Here is a 25,631-nt window from a genome sequence, read left to right as displayed (position 1 = left end):
ACAACCCCAAGGACAGGCTTCACTTGAGAAACAACTCAAGGGAGCCTGTCCTTTTTTGGTTTTGGCAGGTTTTATACTATTTTAAAGTACAGAAGGAGCGATACTCGCATAATGAAAGCTTTGGAGGAACGTATTCGTCAAGAAGGACAAATTTTATCTGACACCGTATTAAAGGTAGATTCATTTTTGAATCATCAGGTAGATACAGCATTAGCTTTGGAGATTGGTAAGGAGTTTGCACGCCTTTTCGGCAGTGCTCCGATCACCAAGGTGCTTACAATTGAAGCTAGTGGTATTCAATTTGCTATGGCTACTGCTATTGCCTTGGGGGTCCCGTTCATTTATGCGAAGAAAAAGAAGGCAATCACGCTGAATGAGCAGGTATACTTCGCAGAGGTTCATTCGTTCACTCGGCAGGAAACCTATCAGGTGAGCATTTCCCAAAAATATCTCGATGCTAGCGACCATGTGCTGATCGTGGATGATTTTCTGGCTACTGGCGCAGCCTTGGTTGGACTTACGGATATTGTGAAGGAAGCAGGAGCGGAGCTGGCCGGGGTTGGCTGTGTAATTGAGAAGAGCTTCCAGGAAGGCCGTGGACTGTTGGAGCAAAGAGGCATTGCCGTCCGTTCTCTTGCGCGTATCGCTTCCATGGCACCAGGCGAGGTTCATTTTATAGAGGAAGCTGGAGCGGTGATTCCTTCCGTTAAGGAGAATGTGGGATGTTAAGTAAACAAAAGTTATTCGCGCTGGGCTTCCAGCATGTCATGGCGATGTACGCTGGAGCAATTGCTGTACCTCTAATTGTAGGGGGAGCATTGCACCTGACACCAGCCCAGATGGCTTATTTGGTGGCTGCCGATCTGTTCACTTGCGGGATTGCTACGTTATTACAGATTATGGGCACACGCTTTTTCGGTAGTAGACTGCCTGTCATTTTAGGCTGTACATTTACGGCAGTAGGGCCCATTATCGCGATTGCTTCGACCTCAAATTTAGCGACAGCGTACGGTGCTATCATTTTGTCCGGTATATTTGTGGTATTAGCGGCACCGTTGTATGGCAAGCTGCTACGCTTTTTCCCGACGGTCGTTACGGGTTCGGTCGTTACGATTATCGGTCTATCTCTTATTCCGGTGGCGATGAACAATGTAGCAGGGGGCCAGGGCAGCGCGGATTTTGGACAGCCACGTAATTTGCTGTTGGCGTTAGTTACACTACTGGTTATCCTGCTTGTGAATCGGTTGGCAAAAGGCTTTTTGCGCTCGATTTCCGTGCTTATTGGTCTGTTCGCGGGTACGGTGGTTGCTTATGGAATGGGAATGGTGCATTTTGCTCTCGTGGCGGAGGCCTCATGGGTGAGTGTCGCGCAGCCGTTTTATTTTGGTAAGCCAGAGTTTAGCATGATGGCAGTATGTACGATGATTATCGTCAATATTGTCAGTATGGTTGAGTCTACAGGCGTTTATCTAGCAGTAGGCAAAGCGATTGATCAGAAGGTGGAACAGAAGCAGATCGTCAATGGTCTGCGTTCCGAAGGACTCGCGATTATGCTTGGGGGTATTTTTAACGCGTTTCCTTATACAGCTTTCTCGCAAAATGTTGGCCTGATCTCACTCACACGCGTCAAATCGCGGAACGTTATTTTTGCTGCGGGCGGGATCATGGTTGTTCTCGGTTTGCTGCCTAAGCTGGCTGCCTTAACGACAGTGATTCCTAACGCTGTGCTGGGCGGGGCGATGATCGTCATGTTCGGCTCGGTTGCTGCATCAGGCATGTCTATTTTGTCAGAAGTGGATCTGCGGAAGGAAAGCAATCTGCTGATCGCAGCATGCAGTATTGCCGTGGGCCTAGGCTCTGCCGTTCTGCCACAAATGTTCGACCAGCTGCCGAGCTTTGCCAAAATGCTGCTGCAAAATGGTATCGTTTCGGGTTCGATTACAGCGATTGTCTTGAACATTGTTTTGACGAGAAAACAAGGGGAATCGGTCAAAAGCGTGACGGTTTCGGAGGTTCCACAGAAGGTTTGATGATTAGGAATAAATAAAGATAGCCGGAGAGAGGACGTATGCCTCTTTTCCGGCTTTTTGGCATGGAGTTATCCAGATAGTAGATCCCCTTGCCGTCTGGGGACATATAGATAAAGCTGCGGGATGAAATGGGTAGCTCTAATTTGGTGCGTTTTCCAGTTTATGCGCTAGAAGAATTTGCTAGAGTGGTAGGAAGAGGCATGATATAATCTAAATTATGGATTTTGAATAGTGGTGGATGTTTTCGGACCACGGTGCAGCTTCCCGAAAGGGGGTGAAGCCGATGGTCACACTTGTATCGTGCTACGATGTGTTGCGTTGGATGGTTACGTTACTAAGCCTGGTGTTTAGTATTCGTAAACTTTATCGCTGGCTACGTCGGAAATTTCGGAACAAGCGAAAACCCACCGCGTAATTAGGTTGGCCCCTAACGGTGGGTTTCGTTTGCATTAACATTTAGTTGTGCAGCGCGCCGTGGTGGTGATCCACAGCCTTTCAAGTCCTAAGAGTCTTTGCCGTTGGCGCGGCGAAGACTCTTTTTAGTATACGGACACGAAGGTTATCTCTATACCTAATTTTAGCACGTTCATTTCGTGCACGCAATGAATAGCCATTACCTTCATTCTCGCCATATCATTCAAATTTGAATTATTATACAGCATTTATTGACAAGCCTGTGACAACAAAATAAGATCGTAATGGAAAGAAATAAAGGAAGAAAACAGGTGTGAGCCGGACGACTCTATGTACGGGGTTTTGTTGAGACCATGTGGATAGTTATTGAGCGTGCTCACTTAAAAGGGAAGTTCGGTTGATTCCGACACGGGCCCGCCACTGTATACAGGCATCAGCAGGATACTGCTGGAGCTTTCAGAACAGCCACTGGAACTGTGAAGAACCGGGAAGGCCTGAAAGATACGCCTGGAGTCAGGAGACCTGCCTGTTTTGACATCACTGTCAGACCCACGGGATGCTGGGGAGGTGGTTAGGCGTGCTGCATACGGAATGTCTGAAACCGATCTGACCCCTTCTATGTTTTTGGAGTTGGCTTCGAGGTGTGTTTTGACATTTTATAATGAAAGCATTTCTGACTGCTGATCAAGTGGTCCGGAATGCTTTTTTCGCGTTTTGCGTTAGGTTTATATGATTTTACAAGATAGAGGGGGATTCATCGAATGATTAGCAATCGTAGCAGGCGCTCATGGTTGATATGTACAGGGGTGATGCTGTTACTGGCAGTTATGGCTCTTTCGGGATGTACTAGCAATAAGACGTCGAATAGCTCCGGCAAAGATGAGAACGCGTCAGCACAACAAACGGCGACAGGTAAAAAGCTGGTAATGGCGTATACATGGAAACCGTCAGGTGTTGACCCGCACGGAGATAATAGCTGGGATGTGATGCGATCTGGTGCAGGTGAGACACTGGTACGTTTGAATGAAAAGCTGGAGCCTGTGGCTTGGCTGGCAAAGGAGTGGAAGCAGGATAGTCCTACAGTTTGGACGTTCAGCTTGCAGGATAAAGTCACTTTTCATAATGGAAAGAGTATGGATGCAGCAAGTGTAAAAGCATCTTTGCTACGCTCTATCGAGAAAAGCCATCTGGCGAAGGATTTACTGAATGTGAAGTCCATTGATGTAAGCGGCCCGCTGGCTTTGAAAATCACGACAAACCAGCCGAATGCGGCGTTGGTGTCCAATCTAGCTGATCCATCGACGATTGTACTGGATGTGGCATCGATGAAAGATGAGCAGAGTTACCCAGCGATGACAGGCGCCTTTAAAATTAAAGCGTTCAACAAGGACCAATCCTTGGTCGTAGAGCGTTATGACGGATACCGGGGCGAAAAGGCACGATTGGCTGAGGCGACAATGAAGTTCATTACGGACGGGAATTCGCGCCTGATGGCGCTGCAATCCGGCGAGGTGGACGTAGCGACGGATATTCCGGTTGATAACGCAGAGGTACTGAAAAAGAACGACAAGCTACAAGTGCTGTCGGCTCCCTCCTTGCGCACCCATATGCTCGTGTACAATATGGAATCCCCAGTATTCAAGGATGCGGCGAACCGTAAGGTGGTGGACAGCCTGATTCCACGCACATCGATTGTGAGCGCCGTCATGAGGGGCTTCGGTACGGAAGCAAGCAGTCCGTTCCCGAGCATTCTTCCCTTCGGTAAAGTTGAGCGTAAAGCGCTGGACGGAACGGCGGATCAGCTGTTAACGAAGGATGGCTGGCAGAAGGACGCCCAAGGGACATGGACTAAGCAAGGCAAGCCGTTCGAGGTTACGCTGCTGACTTTTCCTCAGCGTCCGGAGCTCTCTGTTATGGCTGAGGTCATCCAAAGCCAATTGCTGAAAGAGGGAATCCAGGTCAAGATTCGCAAGGTGGAAAATATCGACGAGGCGTTGACCAAAAACGATTGGGATTTTGCTATGTACAGTATGCTTACTGCTCATACAGGAGAGCCACAATATTTTATGGACATGTTTTATTCTTCGAAAAGCGAAGCCAATGTAAGCCGTTATAGTTCCAAACCGCTGGAGAGTATTCTTAACAGCTTGAAGCTGGCGAAGGATACAGCGCAGCGTAATGCTGTGACACTACAAGCGCTGAATATCATCAATACGGATTTGCCACAGTCGTTCATTGTGCATCCTGACATTGTGTTTGGTGTGAAAAAAGGGGTAGAGGGTTTTACACCCCATCCGATCGAGTATTACTACATTACAGCGCAATCCGATATTGCGGAATAACGAGCGGCGTATCCTATGATTCGTTTTATACTGGAACGTGTGGCGCAGCTGCTCATCATTGTATTCGTTGTATCCACGCTGACTTTTGTACTGATGCGGCTGGCTCCTGGTGACCCTGCTACCATTTTGCTCACCGCGCATAATGTCCCTGCCTCTGAGGAGGCGTTGACGACGCTACGGCAGGAACTGGGCTTAAACGAACCGTTTCATATTCAATATGTGAACTGGCTGCGGGATGTGTTCACAGGGCATTGGGGCACCTCGTATGTATCCAAGGAATCCGTGCTAGCCGAACTGTGGAACAGACTGCCTGCTACGGTGGAGCTAGCTGCTGCGGGCTTTGCCGTCATGACGGTGCTTACGCTGGGGTTGGGGCTGGCTGCCTCGCTAAAAATCAGCGGCCCACTGGATCGTCTGGGCAGGCTGTTCGCCCTGCTGGGATCGTCGATCCCCTCTTTTTGGCTTGGGTTTCTGTTGATCTATCTATTCTCCGTTCGCTTGGGCTGGCTCCCATCCATGGGAAGGGAGGATTGGATACATTTAGTGCTCCCAGCGCTGACTCTTGGTGCAGGTTTGGGAGCTGTGCAAGCCCGTGTACTGCGCGCTCAAATGCTAGAGCTGGGTGACCGGAATTTTGTGAAAGCAGCGAAGGCTCGAGGCTTTTCCCGTATGCATATCCTGTTTTTTGAGATATTTAAGCATGCGGTTCTGCCTATAATTACACTGCTAGGTACCAATCTATCATTTATGCTGGCAGGTAATGTCATCGTAGAGACCATTTTTTCATGGCCGGGGTTGGGCAAGTATTTTATAGATGCAATTACACAGCGAGATTATCCGGTGATTCAGGGATATGTTATTTTCGCCGTATTTTTAATTGTAGGAGTTCAGTGTTTGGTGGATGTGGTCCAGACGGCGATAGATCCGAGGCTGCGTTTGCGTTAAGGGGGAAGCTGAAAATGAAAAAGATACGGCTTTCCTTTCAAGGGAGCTTGCTGGCAGGAGGCGTACTGTTTGGTCTGATCGTGCTGCTTGGGCTATTGGCTCCATGGGTCGCTCCTCATGATCCTCTTCAAGTGGATCTTTTGAACCGTTTGGCACCACCCAGTCGGAAATATCCTTTCGGTACGGATCATCTGGGTCGGGATGTGCTGTCAAGGCTAATTTACGGGATTCGGATGAGCGTGCTAATCGCATGTGCAATTACTGTAGCTACGTTGTGTTTCAGTCTGCCTATAGGGTTGCTCATTGGTTATGTGCGTGGACGTGTGGATCAGCTGATCATGCGGGGAATCGACGGTGTACTGGCCTTTCCTGATATTATTTTAACGGTGGCAATTGTGGGCATTTTGGGCCCAGGTTTTGTTAACATGACCCTTGCGATTATTGCGGTACGGTGGGCGGGTTATGTCCGGTATATCCGTAGTCTGGTTCAAAAAGCCTGTCAGGAGGACTACGTTCGATATGCCCGTTTATCCGGCAATTCACACGTACGTATACTGAGCCGTTATGTATTGCCACAAGCATTGCCGCAGTTGTTGGTTTATGCGGTATGGGATATCGGGCGCGTGGTGCTGATGATCGCTGGGCTGTCCTTTCTTGGACTGGGTGTACAGCCGCCCAAGCCAGAGTGGGGCGTGATGCTGCATGATGCAACCTCATATTTTCAGGTGGCTCCGCATGTCATGATTTTCCCGGGCTTGGCGATTATGCTATTCGTACTTGCCTGCCAGCTTTTGGGCGACCGCTTTTCGGAAAAGGGGGCGGCCAAATAGTGGAGGATCAAACAGCCCTTGGGTGCAAGGATACGATAGAGCAAGTGGCAGGGCGAAAACCGTTGTTACACGTGGAACATTTGGAAATCTGCCGCACAGGCGTAGGAGCAAGCGGAAGCGGGAGCAAACCACTGCTGCGTGATGTGAGCTTTTCCGTATATTCAGGGGAGATTGTGGCCCTGACCGGACCGAGCGGATGCGGCAAGAGCCTGACCGCCCACGCAATCGCAGGCATGCTGGAGCCAGGTATTAATGTTACGCAAGGGCGTATCTACTATAACGGGGAAGACATTCTCCCGTTCCAGGAACGGCGCTGGCAAAGGCTGCGCCGAGAGGATATTGCCCTGCTCATTCAACAGTCGCTGAGCGGGTTGAACCCGATCCGGACTGTCCGCGCCCAGCTGATGGATACGCTTAGACTGCACGGGCGGCGTCGGATGCCGCATGACCAGATGGAGCCGGGGCACGCTGATGCTGTCCCATCCCATACTGCACCGCAGCAAGTCCACCCGCTGGGCGTGCTGCCACGGATGCGGCAGATGCTGAGCCGTGCCACGGAGATAGCCAGAGGAGGCGCTACTCCAGTGCGGGAGGCCTATTTGCGCTCTCTGCTCCGCAAGGTTGGATTTGCAAATCCTGAGCATATTTTGTCGTCATATCCTTTTGAACTAAGCGGAGGCATGTGTCAAAGGGTGCTGCTGGCTGCAATGTTAAGCTCCGGTCCGAGCCTCTTTATTGCCGATGAGCCTACTACGGCGTTGGATGTTATCAACCGCGATAAGGTTCTGGCATTGTTGCAACAATTGAGAGAAGACTTTGATCTCACCATATTGTTGATTTCACATGATCGCCAGGGTATGAGTCGCATAGCAGATCGAGTGTTGGAGATGAGCCCGGAAGGAAGGATGCACCAGTGATGCTGGAATTGAAGAATGTGACCAAAGCATACCCTGTCCGCAAACGGAGAAAAGGCTGGTTCAGCACGCAAGATAGCGAACAGGCCGTGAAGAAGGTGAGTCTGGAGTTACAACAGGGGGAATGTCTCGGACTGGTTGGAGAAAGTGGAAGTGGCAAAAGCACGTTGGCACAATGTATTCTAGGGCTGGAGTCGTTGACCTCAGGAGAGATTTGGCTGGATGACCAGCCCATTCACACCGGAAGGGTGAAGGATATCCATCTGTACAAACGAATCCAACTGGTCGCACAGGATTCGTCTTCCTCGCTCCATCCTCGCATGACCATACGAGATATTTTGGAGGAGCCAATCCACAACTATTTTCCCGGACGAAAAGCGCAAGCACTGGATATTTGCCAGTCTTTACTGGAATCTGTGGGGCTGGACACGGAATGTCTGGAAAAATACCCAACACAACTAAGTGGCGGGCAAAAACAGCGGGTATGTATTGCCCGAGCGTTGGCGGTGGAGCCGGATATTATCTTGTTCGATGAATCGATCGCCAATCTGGATACGACAACGCAGTTTTCCGTGCTGGGTATGCTTAAGAGAATGCAGCAGGAACGTGAGTTGTCCTACCTATTCATCACTCACGATCTCCAATCTACTCGTCAGTTTTGTGACCGCGTTGCTGTTATGGTTCAGGGGGAGATCGTGGAAATATTTAAGGAATGGGATGAAGACTTGTTACAGCATGAGTACACACGTGCTCTGTTTCAAACGTTGGCGAATTAATCCATAAATTTGGGATTTTGCAAAATTTGATTCCAGTCGCTCCAAAGTGCAATATCTAGACGAACTAGGCCATTTCGATCTATATCTTGTTCATTGGAAGTCGCTTATTGGATTTTTGCAAAATCCTCATTCTACAAATTTAAAATAAATAAGAGGATTGCTTGTCGAATGTTGTTGACAAAATAGAACGTGGTACCTATTCTAAATATGATTATGATAATCATTATCACATATATAGAAAAGGGGAAATACATTGATGTCCGTTCGACACCGCAAGACTGCCACCCTTATGTTGGTGGCGCTCCTCTTATTATCCGTTGTTTTGGGCTGCGCGAAGCAGGAGAACACACCTGCATCCACCTCTACTGACGGAGCTGCCAATGAAAAGTCGATCACGCTATCGTGGCCGCGTGACATTGGTACGATGAATCCTCACGTATACAATCCTTCCCAACTTTTTGCACAATCCATGGTTTATGAGCCGTTAGTCAGCTACAAGCAAGGAGGCAAGCTGGAGCCTGCTTTGGCTGAATCCTGGACCATTTCCAAGGACGGCAAAATATATACATTTAAGCTGCGCAAAGGTGTGAAATTTTCGGATGGAACGCTATTTAATGCAGCCATTGTCAATAAGAACTTTGACGCTATTATGAAAAATGAGAAAACGCACAGCTGGCTTGGTATAGTAGGCGTTCTCGACAAAACTGAAGCTGTAGATGACAGCACCTTCCGAATGACACTCAAAGAACCATACTACCCAGTGCTTCAGGATTTGTCTGTCGTTCGCCCGTTCCGTTTTCTGGGTGAAGCGGGGTTCCCGGATGATGGAGATACGTCCAAAGGAATCAAGAAACCTGTAGGTACAGGACCTTGGATGCTGGATGAATACAAGCAAGATGAATATGCAACCTTTAAGCGTAATCCAAATTATTGGGGTACTGCACCCAAGGTGGATAAAATTACGGTAAAAATCATTCCCGATGGCGAAACCCGTGTAATGGCCTTTGAAAAAGGCGATCTGGATCTGATTTATGGAGAGGGTGTCATTAGTCTGGATGCTTTCAAACAGCTTCGCGACACGAATCAGTATGTTACCACGCTGTCCGAGCCTGTCGGTACAAGAAGCCTGTTACTCAACTCATCCAATCCCAAGCTGGCAGACCTTCGGGTACGCCTGGCACTCCAACATGGCTTTAACAAGCAGGCAATGGTAGAAGGTGTAACCTCAGGTCTGGAGGAAACAGCGGATACGGTTTTATCCAAAAACTATCCGTATACGAATGTAAACTTACAGCCTGTTAGCTATGATGTGGAAAAATCCAAATCGTTGCTGGATGAGGCTGGCTGGAAGCTGCCCGCAGGCGGTACAGTACGGGAAAAAGACGGACAACAGCTTGATTTTGAGCTGATTTTTGATAAGACTGATCCGATCCAAAAGGCGATGGCTGAAACCATTCAGGCTGAATGGGGAGAACTGGGTGTCAAAGTGAACCTGACCGGACTGGAGCTGACGGTTCAAATTAAGCGCCTTAGATCCAACCAGTTTGATCTGTACTTCTGGTACAACTATGGTGCGCCTTATGATCCACATTCCTTTATTAATGTTATTGCTAAGAAGAGCTTCGGAATTTCCGAGGTGCTGAGCGCCCTTCCGATGAAGAAAGACCTGGATCAGCAAGTACACCAAGCGCTCTCATCGACAGATGAAACCAAGCGCCAAGAGCTGTATGCTTCGATTCTGAAGACGCTCCAGGAGCAATCTGCCATTGTACCTATTTCGTATATTAAGAAAACGGCAGTGTACCAGAAAAAGATTACAAACTTTGTATTCCCGGCTAATCGGGATGAAAATCCGTTTGAGGGAATTGAAATCGGAAAGTAGCTGAAGCCGATGGGTAACGGTAGTTTACAGGATAGGAGGACAACTCATGATCAGCTATATCGGGAAGCGAATGGTAGCGGTCATTCCTATTGTTCTCTTTGCCACCCTCGTTACCTTTGCACTCATTCATATTTCACCAGTTGATCCGGCCGAGGCCTATTTGACGGCTGCTCATATTTACCCTACTCCAGAGATTCTGGAGCAGAAAAGACATGAGTTCGGGCTGGATCAGCCTTTGCTGACGCAGTATATGCATACACTTCAAAGAATCAGTCAATTGGACTTTGGTACTTCGTATCTGACCAACAAGCCGGTGTGGGATGAGGTCAAGGTTCGGCTGCCCGCCACTTTTGAATTGGCTGTGAGCAGTATGTTGCTATCCATTGTGGTAAGTATTCCGCTGGGCGTGCTGGCGGCGATGCGTAAAAATGGCTGGATCGACCTGCTTAGTCGAGGAATTTCATATTTTGGCGCGTCTATACCCCAGTTCTGGCTGGGATATTTGTTAATCTTCTTTTTCTCTGTCCGATTGGATTGGCTCCCTGTAGAGGGGCGAGGAACGTGGCAGCATCTGGTGTTGCCCACGTTAACCCTGTCGCTGGTTCTGATTGCTTTATATACGCGCCTGCTGCGTTCCAGTGTGTTGGAGCAGCTTCAGGAAACGTATGTGCAGTATGCCAGAACTAGAGGAATCCGCGAGCGGGTGATCATGCTCAAGCATGTACTGAAAATTGCCATTGCTCCACTGATTACAAGTATGGGTATGAATCTGGGCAAGCTTCTGACCGGAACAATTATTGTGGAGCAGGTGTTTTCATGGCCCGGGTTTGGCCGTTATTTTGTGGAAGCGATTTTTAACCGGGATATTCCCGTCATACAATGCTATGTGTTTTTGGCGGCATGCCTGTTCATCGTATGCAATTTGCTCGTTGATCTGGTGCATTTGTATATGGACCCCCGAATTTCATCGAAGGGACGAGCAGAGCAGTGATGATAAGGTTGCGTACAATGTTCAAAGGTCAAAAGGTAATCGTGGTCTGCTCTGTCGTACTGGCTGCTATTTTTATCATTATGGCGCTAGCTCCTTGGCTGGCTCCCCATGATCCGGTTAAAGTCAATTTACTGCACAAGCTGGAGGGACCTTCGAAAGAATACTGGCTGGGGACCGATCATTTGGGTCGATGCAATTTATCCCGGTTGCTGTATGGAGCGCGGATTTCCCTCGGCTTTGCGACATTAATTTTCCTGTCCTCGCTTAGCATCGGCGTTGTGATCGGGTCGCTTGCAGGTTATGTGGGTGGCTGGGTCGATAGTGTGTTGATGCGGTTTTGCGAAGGTATTATGGCGTTTCCGAATTTGGTGCTTGTGCTGGGCATTGTCGGTATTTTTGGACCGGGCCTCATGCAGGTGCTGCTTGCTTTAATGATGGTGCAGTGGGTGTATTATGCCAGAATGTGCCGCAATATGGTCGTCAGTCTGAAAGAACGGAATTTTATAGCTGCCGCAAGGATTAGCGGGTCCTCCTCAGGGGCCATTATCCGCCGGCATATCATTCCAAATGTACTAAGGCCGATTGTGGTCATTGGTACGCTGGAAATGGGCTGGGCGATCATGGATATTTCTGCATTGTCTTTCCTCGGTTTGGGCATCCAACCGCCGACTCCCGAATGGGGAGCGATGATTCATGAGGGAACGGGATACATCCGCAGTCACCCGGAATTAATGATCTATCCGGGGGTTATGATTCTGGTGGTGGTGATGGCCTTCAATATATTGGGGGAGGCGCTGTCCGACCGATACGGAATTGCCAAACGTCAGTAAAACAGGAGTGAGTTACAACGATGGACGACAGGGCGAAGGTGCTGGAGGTCAGCGGCTTACAGGTGAAGCTCAAAACCGATGCCGGGGCGGTATCTCTGCTGGAGCCAACTCATTTTGAGCTGAAAAGGGGACAAGTTCTGGGTCTTGTCGGTGAGAGTGGAAGCGGCAAAACGGTGACTTGTAAAGCGTTGCTCCAATTGCTGGATCGCCAGACGATGGACGTGGAAGGTAGTGTCCGTCTGAACGGGCGTGAACTGAACGGAATGGCGGCCGAGGAAATGCGGCGTATTCGGGGCAAGGAAATCGCGTTTATTATGCAAAATCCGATGAGCGCCTTTACGCCAGTGTATACGATCGGAACTCAGTTTATGGAAACGGTCCGTACGCACACTGGATTAACCAAACGACAGGCGCGTGATCTTGCCATTACGGCTCTGGAAAATATGAATTTGCCCGATCCAGCCAAGCTGATGAAGCGTTATTCGTTTCAGTTGAGCGGCGGGATGCTGCAACGGGTCATGATTGCCATTTCCATGTGCCTGCGGCCAGCAGTGGTTATTGCGGATGAACCAACGACGGCGCTTGATGTGGTCAATCAGCTACAGGTGCTAAGAGAGCTGGATCGCTTGCGTACGGAATACGATACGTCCATTTTGCTGATTTCGCATGATCTGGGTGTCATTTCCCAATTGGCGGATGAAGTGGCTGTCATGCAGCAGGGTCGTATTGTTGAGCAGGCTGAGGTCCATCAGTTGTTCGATCACCCGCAGGATGAATATACGAAAATGCTGCTGCATGTCAGACCCAAGTTGTCCATTCGGGACATGAATCAGGTAGGTGATTAGTCGCCTGTTCGACAGTTACACTTTCAAAAGGGGAGCGAATGCGTATGCTACAAGTGAAGAAAGTAACTCATAGCTATGGAAGGCGCAAATGGCTGGGCCGTTCTGAACCACGCCCCCCTGTGTTGGCTAACGTTTCACTTACTATAGAGAGTGGGTTTTGCCTAGGCTTACTTGGAACCAGTGGAGCCGGTAAAAGCACGCTGGGCAAGGTTATTCTGGGGCTGGAGAAGCCGCAGGAGGGTCAGGTGCTGTTCCAGGGACAGGACATTTATAATGCGAGCCCCCAAGTCCGCAGGGGAATGCGACGGGATATGCAGGTCGTATTTCAGGACTGCTACTCTGCTGTAAACCCCCGAATGACCGCCGGGCAGATTATTGGGGAGCCATTGGACAATTACGAACGGTTATCGGTGCAGGAACAAAAAAGAACGGTCGAAAGCCTACTGGAACGGGTCGGCCTCAAGCCGGAGGATCGGATTAAATATCCGCATCAGTTCAGTGGCGGACAATTGCAGCGGATCAATATTGCACGGGCGATTGCGCTCAAACCAAAGCTGATCGTGCTGGATGAGTCCGTCAGCAGCCTCGATATGGTTCACCAGATGCATATTTTATCCCTGCTGGGAGAACTGAAATCTTCGTTTGGATTGTCATATCTGTTCATCACGCATGATATTCGGGCAGCTTATGCTGTCTGCGATGGCATTGCTGTGATGGAGCAGGGGAGACTGATTGAGCGCTGTGATGAGAAGGATCAGATTTTTGAATCTGCTCATCCGGCTGTACGACGGTTGATCTCGTCCATTTTGCCGGAACATCCAGCAGAGCGTTTTCCGCTTCATGGATGACATTGGACCCGCAAGGGTCCTTTTTTGTGCAACATATAGCTAAATAATCAATATGAAATTTACTTGTTGTATTATTTGAATAACCCGTTATAATATAAAATCATAGTAAATTACTTGGATATTAAAAAGGGGATGTCATAATATGAAGAAATCTGCTTTGGTAGCAGCGATTGGCCTATCTCTTGTGTTATTAACGGGTGCCTTGAGTGGATGTTCCTCGAAGGATGCGGCATCGGGGGATAAGGTAATCTATGTCGGCACACAAAATGACTACCCACCGTTTGCTTTTACGAATGATAAAAACGAGCTGACTGGATACGATGTGGAAGTAGTCAAGGAGATCGACAAGAAGCTGGACGGCTATAAGATTGAATTTGTGCCTTCGGGCTGGGATGCGATATTCCTTGCACTAGATTCAAATAAAGTTCAGATGATCGCCGATGAAGTTGCCAAAAATCCCGAACGTGAGAAGAAGTATTTATTCTCGGATGAGTCCTATTTCTCGGCTCAGTCGGTTATTATTGTGAAAAAGGGTAGAACGGATATTCATTCCCTCAAGGATTTGGAAGGCAAGAAGGTAGCAGCCTCGGTAGGCGACTCCTACACACAGTTGCTGGAACAGTATAATGCGGAGAACGGAAATAAAATTATTTTGAAATACAATGATACAGGTACTTCGTCCGATAACCTTCAAGACGTGCAAAATGGCCGAGTGGACGCTTATGTGAATGATCCGGTTATGGCGGCGGCAACGATCAAGAAGGAAGGCTTGCAGGTGGAAGCTGTGGGTGAGCCGGTGCAAAGCGATAACATCAACCTGGTGTTTAAAAAGGATAAGCAGGGCGAAGAGTTGAAAGCTAAAATCGACCCGATTATTAAAGAGCTGAAAGCGGACGGAACACTGAAAAAATTGTCTGAGCAGTGGACAGGTGGAGAATTTATTCCTCAGTAATAACAATGTAAAGGGTAAAGTGGGGTTCCTATGGAAAAGCTGTTTGATCTTGATTATATGCTGAAAAGCCTTCCCCAGATCGTCGAGTATCTTCCCGTGACCTTATGGATTGCGTTTGTGTCCATGCTGCTGGGTGGGATCATCGGGTTAGCTACGGCCTTAATCCGGATATACAAGGTGCCTGTCTTGGCGCCATTGTCTACGTTGTATGTCTCGTACATTCGGGGAACACCGCTCATTGTGCAGCTGTTTCTCGTATATTACGGAATACCCAAGTTTCTGTATTATTTCCAGAGCGAATATGGATTCTTACAGCAATTCAATGTCTATGTCATCCCGCCCGAGCTGTTTGCGTTGCTCTCATTTTCATTGAACCTCGGGGGATATTTGTCGGAGACGTTCCGGGCGGCGATTCATTCAGTCGACCGGGGACAATTTGAGGCTGCTAATTCCATCGGTATGAGCCAAACACAAATTATGCTCAAAATTGTATTGCCGCAGGCGTTGACGGTCGCTTTGCCCAATTTGGGAAACACGCTGATCAGTACGGTGAAGGATACGTCTTTTATTTTTATGATCGGTGTCGTCGATATGATGGGACAGGCTAAAATTATGGGCGCGCGAGCGTTGGCTTTTTTTGAGGTATATGTTGCGGTGTCTCTGATTTACTGGTTGGTGTGCATTATTATTGAGCGCGGGCTTGTCGTGCTGGAGAAGCGTATTCGAATTTACGAAAGAAGTGAGTAAGGGTATGATTCAACTTCATCAAATTCATAAGCATTTTGGACAGCATCACGTGTTGAAGGGCATAGACCTGACGGTAGGCAAGGGAGAAGTCGTAGTGATCCTGGGCCCAAGCGGATCGGGGAAGTCCACGCTGCTGCGCAGCATTAATTTTTTGGAACAGCCGACCAGTGGTGTTATTGAAATTGACGGTGTAAAGGTCGATGCCGCCAAGGCGGGAAAAAAGGACATTCTCGGACTACGGATGGCAACGGCAATGGTATTTCAGCAATATCAGTTGTTTAAAAATTTGAATGCACTCCACAATGTGATGATTGGTCTGACCAGTGTGAAAAAGCTGGATCGTAAGCAGGCGAGAGAGATCAGTGAAGGCATTCTGGAAAAGGTCGGGTTAAAGGATCGTATGACCTATTATCCTGCCCAGCTTTCGGGTGGACAGCAGCAGCGAGTTGCGATTGCCCGTGCTTTAGCACTAAATCCACAGGTGTTGTTGTTCGATGAACCGACTTCCTCACTTGATCCTGAACTGGTGGATGAAGTGCTGTCCGTGATTCAAAAGGTGGCGAGTGAAGGCAATACGATGATTATTGTCACGCATGAGCTTGGTTTTGCGAGAGATGTAGCGGATCGGGTTGTACTAATGGAGCATGGCGTGATCGTGGAGCAGGGACCCGTCGAGCAGTTTTTCACCAATCCGAAGGAAGAACGGACACGGCAGTTTCTGGGCAAAGCGTTGGTACAGAGAGCGCCACAGGAGCAGCCTGTATCCCCATAAGAAGTACGTGGATGGGTTATAGGTATGTGCAGCGCTGTAGAGTATTGCACCTATAGTAAAAAGCACGTTAGACAAGTCGCAGGAGGAAGGAAAGCCCGCGCTTGTTTGTCGTGCTTTTTTGGCCCCCATATCACCAATTCTTTTCCATTACAAAGTAGCTTATCACACTTATTCATGATAAATTCTAAGAACAATACAGTGAAGATGTAATCGGGAAGGAACATTGGCATATGAAAAAGGTTTTGTTCATTAATACCGGAGGGACCATTTCTTCCTCCTATCAGGAAAACGGCCTGACACCGACCCAATCGGCTGAAAATATTTTGGCGGAAATTCCGGAGCTGAAGGAGATTTGCGAGATTGATGCTCATAATCTGATGAGCATTGATAGCACAAATACACAACCTGAGGATTGGGCTTCTATCGCCCGGATGGTACATCGTTCGCTCGATCAATACGACGGTATTGTCATTGCACACGGCACGGATACGATGGCTTATACGGCTTCAGCCTTGAGCTTCATGCTGGGAACCGTAGACAAACCCGTCGTCGTGACAGGTTCGCAGGTTTCCATTTTGGCGGAGCACAGCGATTCCAAAAAAAATGTAATCGACTCATTCCTGACCGCATGTGGCGAGGTGGCCGGGGTTTTTGTCGTGTTTAACGGCAAAATTATTAATGGCAGCCGCAGTTCGAAGATCAGAACACGCAGCTATAATGCTTTTGAGAGTATTAACTATCCGTATATCGGACTCGTGGAGAACGGTAAGGTGGTCTATACGGAGGGCGTATTTGCAAATCGTGGTACCGCTCGTCACCCATACAACGACGGGTATGCTTCGGAGGTATTTCTGCTCAGGCTGATTCCGGGTACGAATCCGGCGATTTTCGATGCCATTCAGGGCTTGGGCTATAAAGGTATCGTCATTGAGGGCTTTGGTATGGGTGGCGTTCCTTTTAAAGAAAGAAGCCTGATCAGCAAAATCGAGGAGCTGATGAAGGACGGTATGAGTATTGTCGTGACTACTCAATGTCCTTATGAGGGCGGAGATTTGACGATTTACGAAGTGGGGCAAAAGGTACTGGAGAAGGGCGTTATTCCGGGGTATGACATGACAACGGAAGCGCTGGTGACGAAAATGATGTGGGCGTTGGGGCAGACGACCGACCCGGCAGGGGTAGCCAAGATTATGGCAACGAACTACGCGGACGAAGTTTCCTTGCCTGCGGATACAGCTTCCTTATAGGAGGCTGATTTCCGTAGATAAGAACAGGCATAAGAAAAAATACGGGGTTAACGCTAGGCTTGCCCCAGTCTGCTTTTAATCTCAACAGCCACTTTCAGCGCTTGTACAGCCGATTCCAGTGGAATCAGGCTTTCCGAATGTCCGCCAAAGCATTCAAGTGCATGATCCAAACCTTTTTTATATGGATTGGCAGATTCGAGGTTGATTTTTTGCCTGTCCTGATGCGGTATACTCATATAATGCGGTAGGTATAAGATCGTTTTCGTCGCTTTCATGAAATACCAGCTTGGCCTTTTCAAAATAAGCCTCATAGGCCACTGTGAAGGGGGAGCTTCCCGGCATGTGGGATGAGGCGATGACTTCTGTGAATGTATCCCGATGCTGAAAGTGAGCCCGAACCTGTGCTTGTTCAGGATGGGTAACTTCTGTACCCCAGACTGTATATGGATCACAGGGGCCTAATAGCCAGGTCAATAAATCCAGTTCATGAATCATGAACTGAGTAGGAATGGAGCTTAGTCCAAGATCTCCCCACAGAGGAGGCGTTTCTCTTTTCAAAGATAAGGAGATGAGCTTCCCGTATTTCTGTTGGCGGTATGCCTCATACAGATAGGTATAGGCGGGATCAAACTTAATGAACTGGTTGACCAGAATCTTTTTGCCATATTGCTTCTCAGCTTGTTGCATAAGAAGAGCGTCTTCGAGATCAAAGCAAACCGGTGTTTCACAAAATACATGCTTACCGTGCTTCAGCGCATCCACGGCATAGGACCTATGCAGCTGGGAGGGCAGGCATAGATCGACGATATCCACGTCTGGGTCCAGCAGAATATCCTCTATATTTTGGGTGACTTCTACGTTTAGCTCCTCTTTCAGCTTTTGCAGCTTGGTTTCGTTCCTTCCAAATACCATGATTCTGTTTACTTTGGGATGGTTGTTTAACAGTGAGGCATGATACGCGCCGAATCCCGTCCCCAATATTCCAATATTCATCATCCATTATTTTTCGCTGGAATATCATTGGATGAGGCAAGAAACCGCGTTTAAGCAGCTTTGTACAGAGAAAGAATACTATCCCGTTCTGATCCGAACAAATAAGAAGCAAGCAGGAATTATAGCGAAAAGAATGGACATCATCCAGTCTGTACAGGAAGGCAGTCATTGTACTCTAACGGTCAACATGTATAGTTATGAAGCGGCTTGTCGCGATGCTATGGATTGGATCGGTAGGGTTGAAGTTGTGGAGCCTGTAACACTCCGACAGTTTGTGAAGGAAGAAATTAACCGACTCCAGAGGATATATGGATAAATGATTAAAAAAACACCTGCCTAGGGCAGATGCTTTGCTTGTTAAGTCCAGGCCCAGAGAAATCCGTCACGATCCCAGGCAATTCTGCCACCATGAAGCTTGCGGAATGCTTTTTTGATTTCTTTTTCCAGAGATACATGACCATGCTCGCTTATAAACACATACTGCTCTCCATACTCAGAGCGTACATATGCAATTGCATCTTCTTGTTTCAGGGTGCCCACTTCACGGATCTGCGCGACCATCCATTGTGCAATCTCTTGTTCTGTTGTAGGGGTGTTGTCCATTTGTCGTATCCTTTCCTGCGTACCGATTGGGTGCAGCTGTTCGGCTCACCTCCCCGTAGTATACGGCAATTCGGAGAATTATTGAATTTTTTGATATAAATTTACTTGAGCGGTTGGCTAAGTGGGCTTTCTTTTGTATAATTAAGGGAATATTCACGGGAATTTTCTTTTTTTGTATTGTAATCATGCAAGTAATCCCTGGGGGTGCCTGATTTGAAGGAAACAACCACAATTCGCGCAGAGCTAGAGCAGTACATCAGACGAGAAGGAATTACGATTAGTAAGTTTGGGGAGAACACAGGTATTAATGCAGGAACGATCAGTGCCATTATTAACGGTAATCGTCCGATTGCGATGCTGCTGTTGGATCGGATTGGTGCAGGCATGGGGCTTGAAGAAGGGAGCCTCTATGAGTTATACATTGATGAATTTATACGGAATACGGCACCGAATTGGCGACGGGTTCGTCCCTTTTTGCATCGCTGTGCAGAGCTGAACAAACTGGATTGTATTAAGCAAGTCGTGGAGTTTATGATGGACTATCTCATATACGCCCCAGCTTTGTTTGAGACAGCAGAAGAATTATTCAGTGAAGGTAAGTTCGAGGCTGCGGCAATTATTTATAAAAATGTTTCGGAAAGTGAGAAGTACCAACATTCAGAGCGTCTGGCGCTCTGCCAATACCGTTTATTTACGATTGCCGTTGGCGATGACCAGGACGAAAATTTATGGGCAGCCACACACTTTGAAAGCTTTGTGGAACGATTGGGTGAAGCAGATCAGCTGGATGCCTTAAAAGACTTGGCGAATACCTATGCTTCCTTGCGACGTTGGGATAAAGTAGAGTGGTTAGCTGAAAAAATGGGTCACAGGGCCAAGGTACAATATGAACAAAAATACGGAAATACCAGAAGACCGGAGCGTGGCAAGGAACCTAAGGGTCCTTTGTTTATGTATATTGTATATTCTTACGTGCTGCGTGCCGGGGTGTGGGATGAGCGCGGGGATTATCAGAAGGCACTGGAATTTGTATCCCTATACTCTGATTTGAGCTGGGTGCAAGAGGATACGGAAGAAGCTCGGCGTTTGAAGGCCCTTTGTAGCAACTGGGCTGAGGCCAACGGGTATTTGTATCAGTTGATGTCAGGCAGCCTGGATGTGATTCCACAATATGTGGATTATTTGGAAAAAAACGAAGGCGAAATTCTGGTGGGGTTGCATAAAATTATGGTAGCGGCCAACCGTTATGATTTTAATGTAGATCATGTACTGTTGCACTTTGAAAAACAAATTGAGGCATTTGCAGATCAGCATGTCAAGGTAGGCACCTATACGGAGCAAATGTCAGCAGATCTTTATGCACGATTTTTGGCAGAGATGGCTTGTTATGATCTCAACAAACACCGTTATACCAAAGGCATGAAATTCTTGCTTGAGAGTCTTTCCTATTCTGTAGTGCTGAATGGTAATCCTGTCACCATTAAATGTGTAGGACTATTTGAAAAGTATCGGCATACTGCCACTTCTGAGGACAAAGAGGAATATAAAAACTTACTTGGAGAGGTAGAGTACATCCATGATAAAAAAGATCGTTTTTTCTCTGCTCGCATTTAATGTTTTTGTCCTATTGAATTTTTCACCCGTTACCCCCCCTATGGAAGATCCTAGCGACGTCCACAGTCATGGGTTGGGGGGATGGGCTTTTTCATCCCTTGAACCATCCGCTTAGAGGATCTAGAAAGCGGCATTCAAAAAGGTATTCTCTTATGAAGAAGAGGATACCTTTTTTTGATGTGGAAGTGCATTTGAAGGAGCACTTTTGCCGTCAAGAGTGGGGAGCTGGAAGTTGAGCAGGCGGAAACCAGACATGACGCAGATCCACCCAGCCCTGACTGTTAAAAGATACGCCACGTACAGAAGGGAGATAGGCCGTCTGAACGGGCTTTTCATATAAAATATGCAGCTGGTGCTCATCCATGAGCCGAGTTTCGATATGTTCGAATTGCTGCGCCCTAACAGTATGATCGGCCTCCCGTGCAATTTCACGCAGCAGTCTTTCGATATCCACACGGCTATGAGGCTCCACATGCCCAGATACATTGAGATACAAGTCAAACAGGCGTAATTGCTCATCACGGTCACGAAAGAGAGAAAAGATGATTAAGTCTGACTCCATACGGATAGATGAGCTTTTGAATTCGTTCATAGATGCGGCCACGATGTTACAGGTATACCCACAGGATTCGAGCTGAGCCGCAACCCGGTCTGCGTCTGCTTTATACTCAGGAATGGTAGCAATTTGCAGCGCCGCCAGTGGTTCATACAAATCGTTAGATGAATCCACTGCTGGGGGAAGGGAGCGATGATCCAGACATGCTACAATGCGGGCACGTATTTCTGGATTGCGTAGTGGTCCATCCTTATGTGTATTACATGTGATAAATTTGCGTACCGAAGCCGCCGAGTGAATCTGGCTCCATGCGGTATCCGTATCTCCCGCCGATACGGGATTATGGATAATGTGAAAAGAAGAAGCGGTGTCTTCCGTATCCGACGATTCTAGCTTAGTCGCCCATGGGAGTTGGACAATTTCCACTCGGTCCAGATGAGCCCGGCCTTGAAAATAAGGTGCGAAAGCCTCCAGTGTACACAGGCTTTCGTTCATTTCCGTGACTTTGAATGCCCCTGTACCGACAGGGCGGATGCCAAAGGCGGCTTCACCCACCTGATTAAGCTCACGCGGCACAATCGCAGCCCGGCTGGTACACAGGAAGGATAGAAACAGCTCGTTCGGCTCCTTTAGTACGAAGCGTACTATCGTTGGACTTAGCGCCTGGACGTGCTGAATTTGCCGGACGATAAAATGGTAAAGTCTCCTTCCCGGCGCCCGACTCAGTCGCTCAAAGGTATAGACGACGTCTTCAGCGGTCAGTATTTTTCCGTTATGAAACAACACTTCTTTACGCAGGAAAAAGGTCCACTGTGTACGAGTGGTATCCACCTCCCAAGCGTGCGCCAATCCCGGCAAAATCTCGCCGCTTTCGTTCGCCCGGCGGGCCAGACCATCAAAGACGTGGCTGGATACGAAGGACTCGGCGAGCCAGTTCAAGTACAAAGGGTCCAGCGTATAGAGCTGCTGGCGAATAGGCAGACGCAGCGTGTCGATCTGCTGCTGATCACTGCGCACCTCTGCGTGATGCCCAAAATAATTCAGCAACCAGCCTTGCAAATGCTCCTGCATGGTGGAGGAGCGTGAATGAACTCGAATTTCATCCAGCGCGCGTTTGATATCATGGCGGTCTATGGCTTGCATCATGGATTGCACGGCAATGTCTTCCGGTTGAATGAGGAAGCGCAGACTGGAGCGACGACCTCTGCCTCGGCGGGGAGTCCATTGTATCCAGTCATGCTGCTCCATTTTCTGAATGATCATCAAGGCGTTGCGGTGAGTACAGTCAAAAATAGCCGCAAGCTCATCCAGCGTCGTCTCTATGGTATGGTTTTCGTCCTTGTTGTCAGCTGCGTGTGAGTGAAGCCGTAAAAATTGGGCATGGAGTTTCATTCAAGGTTGCTCCGTTTCCCCTATATTTGATTAAAAGCGTAGTCACTTTTATAAAATAGGAAATTTTGTTTGAATTAATTTCTCTTTATCTTCTTATTTTATCATCTACAATAAGGGTTATAAAGCATATTTGTGGAGGTATTTACCATGCATGACAAGATGAATGGAACGTCTTTGCCGAAAACGTCGTTTCTGTCCGCCTTTGCTGGCGCAATTGTGTTGGCGCTGGTTCATCAATATCTGTTTTACGGACATGGGCTGGGCGTATCTATGCCAATTTTTGTTATTGTGTTTTACGTCTATATGTATGCCTTTAATCGAGATCGTTTCCAGTCCAGATCATGGATAGGGCGTTTGCTGTTTGTGATCATTTTCATGCTGGCATTGACATACGCGCTGTTCAATAATCCGGTCCTGTATGTGTTAAATGCGCTGGCGATACCTGCTCTCATTAGCGTACATATGGTGCTGCTGTTTGGGGAGAAAAGGCATGGCTGGTCAGAACCCGGTATTATTGGTCAGGCGTTAAGCCATTGGTTTTATCAAAACTTTCGTCATATCGTGACCCCCTTTCGGATGGTCAAGACAGTAGCCCTTCGGAATGTAAAGGATGAGCGTAAGCGTGTATTGGGCAAAGTGATGATTGGTTTACTTATTGCCTTGCCGCTACTGTTCATTATCATATCTTTGCTGGCTTCGGCGGATGGGATGTTCGAAAAGTTGTTAGCTGGAGTACCCGAATGGATCGGAACGCTGTCCTTTGGGAGTGGCATGCTACGGCTGATCTGGACCTGCTTTTTCACCTTCTGTTTCTTCTGTTATTTGTGGGGATTTGTACAGCCTGCTCCGCGTAATACGCAGAGAGAGACCCAATCATGGCACGGGTTAGATGAGCGCACGAATGGCCAAACCACCGAGTATGATGGTCACTCTTCAGTGATGATTGACCGACCAACGGTGCCTTACCACGAGCCGGTCGCGATTAAATTTGACCCTGTCATTACCGCTACGGTGCTGATTGTCATGAATCTGGTGTATGTTGTGTTCGTCGTGTTGCAGTTTGGATATTTGTTTGGTGCATGGGAAGGTGCTCTGCCCGAAGGAACCTCGTATGCCGAATATGCGAGAAGAGGATTCGGGGAGCTGGTTATGGTAACAGGTATCAACTTTGTGCTGATGATCAGTGTATTGAAGTGGACTGAATTTGGCTCAGGTATAGTGCAAAAAATGAACAGTGGCCTGCTGTACATACTCGTGGGTTGTTCGGGTGTGATGCTGTATTCGGGATATACCCGGCTGGTTATGTACGAAGAAGCATACGGCTATACGTACACCCGCTATTTGGTACACGCGTTTATGATTTTTCTGGGCTTGCTACTGCTTATTGCAGCAATGCGCATTCATTTCCGTCAACTGCCGTTGGCGAAATATTATATTGTACTCGCTCTGGTCGCCTATGTCGTCGTGAACTATGTGGGCATTGATATACGGATTGCTGAAAATAATCTCGAACGGTATCGCACGACATCGGTGATAGATAAGGAATATTTGAGTGAGCTATCGGCGGACGCGATTCCGCTGCTGATTGACTTTAGTCGTAAGGAACATGGATCACTAGATGAGTTTTTACAAGCCCGTTTGACGAGCATGACGAGAGAAGAATCGGCTTGGCCTGAATTCAATTGGGCAAAGTATCGAGCGCAACGGGAATTGCACGACTATATTTTGGAATGAGAGGTGTTTGGGAATGATCGGAACAGAAACGGTACAGGGTAAGGTATTGGAGCTACAGGATGAAATGTCACAGTATCAGCATCAGTTTGGTGTAAGACGGAACGATTTTCTCGTGGAGGCTATGTCTTACGGAATGAGTGAGGAGGAAGCTCGGTCTTATGCTATCCAGAGTATCGGTCCGGTCGTTCCCGTCGCCTATATGCCTACGTTGGCTCCCGGTAAAATCCGACCACTCAGTCCAATGCTGGCAGCGCGGTACCGATATGCGGGGGATTGGAAGGATATCGACGAGCATCTGCTCCTACCTGATGAAGTCCTGCGGATCGCAGGTACAGAGCAGTTCCGCAGCTGGATCAGCGATATGCGGAATTACTGGGTGGAATCGGCTCCATACCGATTCGGGGATGATCGTCTTTCGCTGCTATCGGTTGCGAGCGAGGAAGAAGGTCACTTTTCCATGCTCGTCTGGAAGGAGCCCGGTGAAGAGCCAGAAGTATGGACGTACGCTTCGCAGCATGAATACCGATTCAGTCATCTGCTCCATTGGTTCAAGTGGCTGAACGGGCGGAGTGAAGAATGAGAGGTACAGATGATGAAAAAGAATCGTAATTGGGTCGTGCTATTTATCGGCATCGCTCTGATGATGGGGGCAGCAGACTATTTAACACAAGCTAAGCCTACGACTACTCCTGAGCTTATCGTTCCAACCGTAATCAGTGAAGAGAGCCTTCAGTTATGAGAATGAAGTTAATTTTTTGTAGTATTACGTTGTTAAAGTAAGCCGGAAATCACCCTAATAGTTGAGAGGGAATTGAGGCCAACATCGATTGAATGTGGAGCCATTCAGATGTTCAAGCGACTCCGTCGTTTCCTCTACAACTTATATTCAGGGGGAATTTCAATGGCTAGAAGTGCAAGTACTTACGCATCTGTAATTGACGGTTTTAAGGTAGAAACGAACAAAAAGTATTCGCCGGTAGGTGGAACGAAATGTAATATTTTTGCGCAAGATGTGATGTCTGCGATGTCGGCACCCTTGCCAAGTGGCTTAGCCAATCAAATGGCTGATGCTTTACTGAATAAAAAGGCGCCGGGCTGGGATTCTGTAACCTTTCAGGATGCTCAAAAAAGAGCAAATCTCGGGTATCCTACCATCGGAATCAAAAAAGCAGATGGGCATGGTCATGTGGTCGTTGTCAGACCGAAGGGTTCATCGATCACGATTTTGAAGGAGGTACAGGTTGCACAGGCGGGGACCAAAAATTACAACAGTAATACCATTAATTATTCGTGGGTGGCAGCAGATCTGCCTGGGGTAAAATTCTACACACACGACTAATTGTATACAAGATATTGGAAATCTAATGACCCCGG

Annotated in this window: 24 protein-coding genes, 1 pseudogene and 1 riboswitch; of the genes and pseudogenes, 22 read left to right on the top strand and 3 right to left on the bottom strand. The window is 47.9% G+C overall.

The window, feature by feature from the left end:
- Positions 1-111 precede the first annotated feature (111 nt).
- The 16 genes from NLX73_RS12285 to NLX73_RS12210 all read left to right on the top strand — a co-directional run bounded on the left by NLX73_RS12285 (position 112) and on the right by NLX73_RS12210 (position 17,365).
- Complete coding sequence (locus NLX73_RS12285) at positions 112-729, top strand: xanthine phosphoribosyltransferase (protein ID WP_254326285.1); 618 nt, start codon at positions 112-114, stop codon at positions 727-729.
- Positions 723-2,030, top strand: coding sequence for a nucleobase:cation symporter-2 family protein (locus NLX73_RS12280; RefSeq protein ID WP_254326284.1), 1,308 nt, complete (start codon positions 723-725; stop codon positions 2,028-2,030). Before NLX73_RS12285 ends, NLX73_RS12280 begins: the two co-directional genes overlap by 7 nt.
- A gap of 754 nt (positions 2,031-2,784) precedes the next feature.
- Positions 2,785-2,988, top strand: a riboswitch (cobalamin riboswitch).
- Between the two features lie 217 nt (positions 2,989-3,205).
- On the top strand, positions 3,206-4,786 hold the full coding sequence (locus NLX73_RS12275; RefSeq protein WP_254326283.1) for an ABC transporter substrate-binding protein: 1,581 nt from the start codon (positions 3,206-3,208) through the stop codon (positions 4,784-4,786).
- A gap of 15 nt (positions 4,787-4,801) precedes the next feature.
- Entirely contained in the window at positions 4,802-5,731 is a 930-nt protein-coding gene (gene nikB, locus NLX73_RS12270; RefSeq protein WP_254326282.1) for a nickel ABC transporter permease, read from the top strand.
- 14 nt (positions 5,732-5,745) lie between these two features.
- Complete coding sequence (locus tag NLX73_RS12265) at positions 5,746-6,561, top strand: ABC transporter permease (protein ID WP_165178125.1); 816 nt, start codon at positions 5,746-5,748, stop codon at positions 6,559-6,561.
- Positions 6,561-7,478 carry an ATP-binding cassette domain-containing protein gene (locus NLX73_RS12260; protein WP_165178123.1) on the top strand — a complete coding sequence of 306 codons (918 nt, stop codon included), beginning with the start codon at positions 6,561-6,563 and terminating at the stop codon, positions 7,476-7,478. The genes NLX73_RS12265 and NLX73_RS12260 overlap by 1 nt, the downstream gene beginning before the upstream one ends.
- Positions 7,475-8,251: an ABC transporter ATP-binding protein gene (locus NLX73_RS12255; RefSeq protein WP_254326281.1), complete on the top strand. Its 777-nt coding sequence runs from the start codon at positions 7,475-7,477 to the stop codon at positions 8,249-8,251. The genes NLX73_RS12260 and NLX73_RS12255 overlap by 4 nt, the downstream gene beginning before the upstream one ends.
- 256 nt (positions 8,252-8,507) lie before the next feature.
- Entirely contained in the window at positions 8,508-10,133 is a 1,626-nt protein-coding gene (gene nikA, locus NLX73_RS12250) for a nickel ABC transporter substrate-binding protein (RefSeq protein ID WP_165178119.1), read from the top strand.
- 46 nt (positions 10,134-10,179) lie between these two features.
- Entirely contained in the window at positions 10,180-11,124 is a 945-nt protein-coding gene (gene nikB, locus NLX73_RS12245) for a nickel ABC transporter permease subunit NikB (protein WP_165178117.1), read from the top strand.
- Positions 11,124-11,954, top strand: a complete 831-nt coding sequence (gene nikC / locus NLX73_RS12240) for a nickel ABC transporter permease subunit NikC (RefSeq protein WP_165178344.1) — start codon at positions 11,124-11,126, stop codon at positions 11,952-11,954. Before nikB (NLX73_RS12245) ends, nikC begins: the two co-directional genes overlap by 1 nt.
- Before the next feature lie 20 nt (positions 11,955-11,974).
- Positions 11,975-12,799: an ABC transporter ATP-binding protein gene (locus NLX73_RS12235; protein WP_165178115.1), complete on the top strand. Its 825-nt coding sequence runs from the start codon at positions 11,975-11,977 to the stop codon at positions 12,797-12,799.
- A gap of 38 nt (positions 12,800-12,837) precedes the next feature.
- Positions 12,838-13,647: a nickel import ATP-binding protein NikE gene (nikE, locus tag NLX73_RS12230; RefSeq protein ID WP_039271913.1), complete on the top strand. Its 810-nt coding sequence runs from the start codon at positions 12,838-12,840 to the stop codon at positions 13,645-13,647.
- 142 nt (positions 13,648-13,789) lie between these two features.
- The gene (locus NLX73_RS12225; protein ID WP_039271912.1) at positions 13,790-14,599 is read left to right on the top strand and encodes a transporter substrate-binding domain-containing protein; all 810 of its coding nucleotides are present in this window, start codon (positions 13,790-13,792) and stop codon (positions 14,597-14,599) included.
- Between the two features lie 30 nt (positions 14,600-14,629).
- Entirely contained in the window at positions 14,630-15,346 is a 717-nt protein-coding gene (locus tag NLX73_RS12220) for an amino acid ABC transporter permease (RefSeq protein ID WP_013312615.1), read from the top strand.
- A gap of 4 nt (positions 15,347-15,350) precedes the next feature.
- Positions 15,351-16,118: an amino acid ABC transporter ATP-binding protein gene (locus NLX73_RS12215; protein ID WP_029518797.1), complete on the top strand. Its 768-nt coding sequence runs from the start codon at positions 15,351-15,353 to the stop codon at positions 16,116-16,118.
- Between the two features lie 230 nt (positions 16,119-16,348).
- Positions 16,349-17,365: an asparaginase gene (locus NLX73_RS12210; protein ID WP_029518796.1), complete on the top strand. Its 1,017-nt coding sequence runs from the start codon at positions 16,349-16,351 to the stop codon at positions 17,363-17,365.
- A 53-nt stretch (positions 17,366-17,418) separates the two neighbouring features.
- Here the strand turns inward: NLX73_RS12210 and NLX73_RS12205 are convergent.
- Positions 17,419-18,361 (bottom strand): annotated as a pseudogene (locus tag NLX73_RS12205) (Gfo/Idh/MocA family protein).
- Between the two features lie 28 nt (positions 18,362-18,389).
- Here NLX73_RS12205 and NLX73_RS12200 point away from each other — a divergent pair.
- Positions 18,390-18,674, top strand: coding sequence for a WCX domain-containing protein (locus tag NLX73_RS12200; RefSeq protein WP_254326280.1), 285 nt, complete (start codon positions 18,390-18,392; stop codon positions 18,672-18,674).
- A gap of 41 nt (positions 18,675-18,715) precedes the next feature.
- Here NLX73_RS12200 and NLX73_RS12195 read toward each other — a convergent pair whose 3' ends face one another.
- Positions 18,716-18,961, bottom strand: a complete 246-nt coding sequence (locus NLX73_RS12195) for a DUF6953 family protein (protein WP_013312611.1) — start codon at positions 18,959-18,961, stop codon at positions 18,716-18,718.
- Positions 18,962-19,174: 213 nt separating this feature from the next.
- Between NLX73_RS12195 and NLX73_RS12190 the strand changes: the two genes are divergently transcribed.
- Positions 19,175-20,575: a transcriptional regulator gene (locus NLX73_RS12190; RefSeq protein ID WP_302055377.1), complete on the top strand. Its 1,401-nt coding sequence runs from the start codon at positions 19,175-19,177 to the stop codon at positions 20,573-20,575.
- 211 nt (positions 20,576-20,786) lie between these two features.
- Here NLX73_RS12190 and NLX73_RS12185 read toward each other — a convergent pair whose 3' ends face one another.
- Positions 20,787-22,523, bottom strand: coding sequence for an ABC transporter substrate-binding protein (locus NLX73_RS12185; RefSeq protein WP_254326278.1), 1,737 nt, complete (start codon positions 22,521-22,523; stop codon positions 20,787-20,789).
- A 147-nt stretch (positions 22,524-22,670) separates the two neighbouring features.
- Between NLX73_RS12185 and NLX73_RS12180 the strand changes: the two genes are divergently transcribed.
- From NLX73_RS12180 to NLX73_RS12165, 4 genes are all read left to right on the top strand, one after another.
- Positions 22,671-24,257: a DUF4153 domain-containing protein gene (locus NLX73_RS12180; RefSeq protein ID WP_254326277.1), complete on the top strand. Its 1,587-nt coding sequence runs from the start codon at positions 22,671-22,673 to the stop codon at positions 24,255-24,257.
- Between the two features lie 13 nt (positions 24,258-24,270).
- A complete protein-coding gene (locus tag NLX73_RS12175) occupies positions 24,271-24,837 on the top strand; it encodes a hypothetical protein (protein ID WP_254326276.1) in 567 nt (188 codons plus the stop codon).
- A gap of 9 nt (positions 24,838-24,846) precedes the next feature.
- Positions 24,847-24,996 carry a hypothetical protein gene (locus tag NLX73_RS12170; protein ID WP_172828237.1) on the top strand — a complete coding sequence of 50 codons (150 nt, stop codon included), beginning with the start codon at positions 24,847-24,849 and terminating at the stop codon, positions 24,994-24,996.
- A gap of 162 nt (positions 24,997-25,158) precedes the next feature.
- Complete coding sequence (locus tag NLX73_RS12165; protein ID WP_025718346.1) at positions 25,159-25,596, top strand: hypothetical protein; 438 nt, start codon at positions 25,159-25,161, stop codon at positions 25,594-25,596.
- Positions 25,597-25,631: the final 35 nt, after the last annotated feature.

It is taken from the genome of Paenibacillus sp. CH40 (genome assembly GCF_024213605.1).
Lineage (GTDB): Bacteria > Bacillota > Bacilli > Paenibacillales > Paenibacillaceae > Paenibacillus > Paenibacillus polymyxa_B.
Note: the sequence above shows the minus strand (reverse complement) of the source record. Positions and strands in the feature narration are given on the sequence as shown.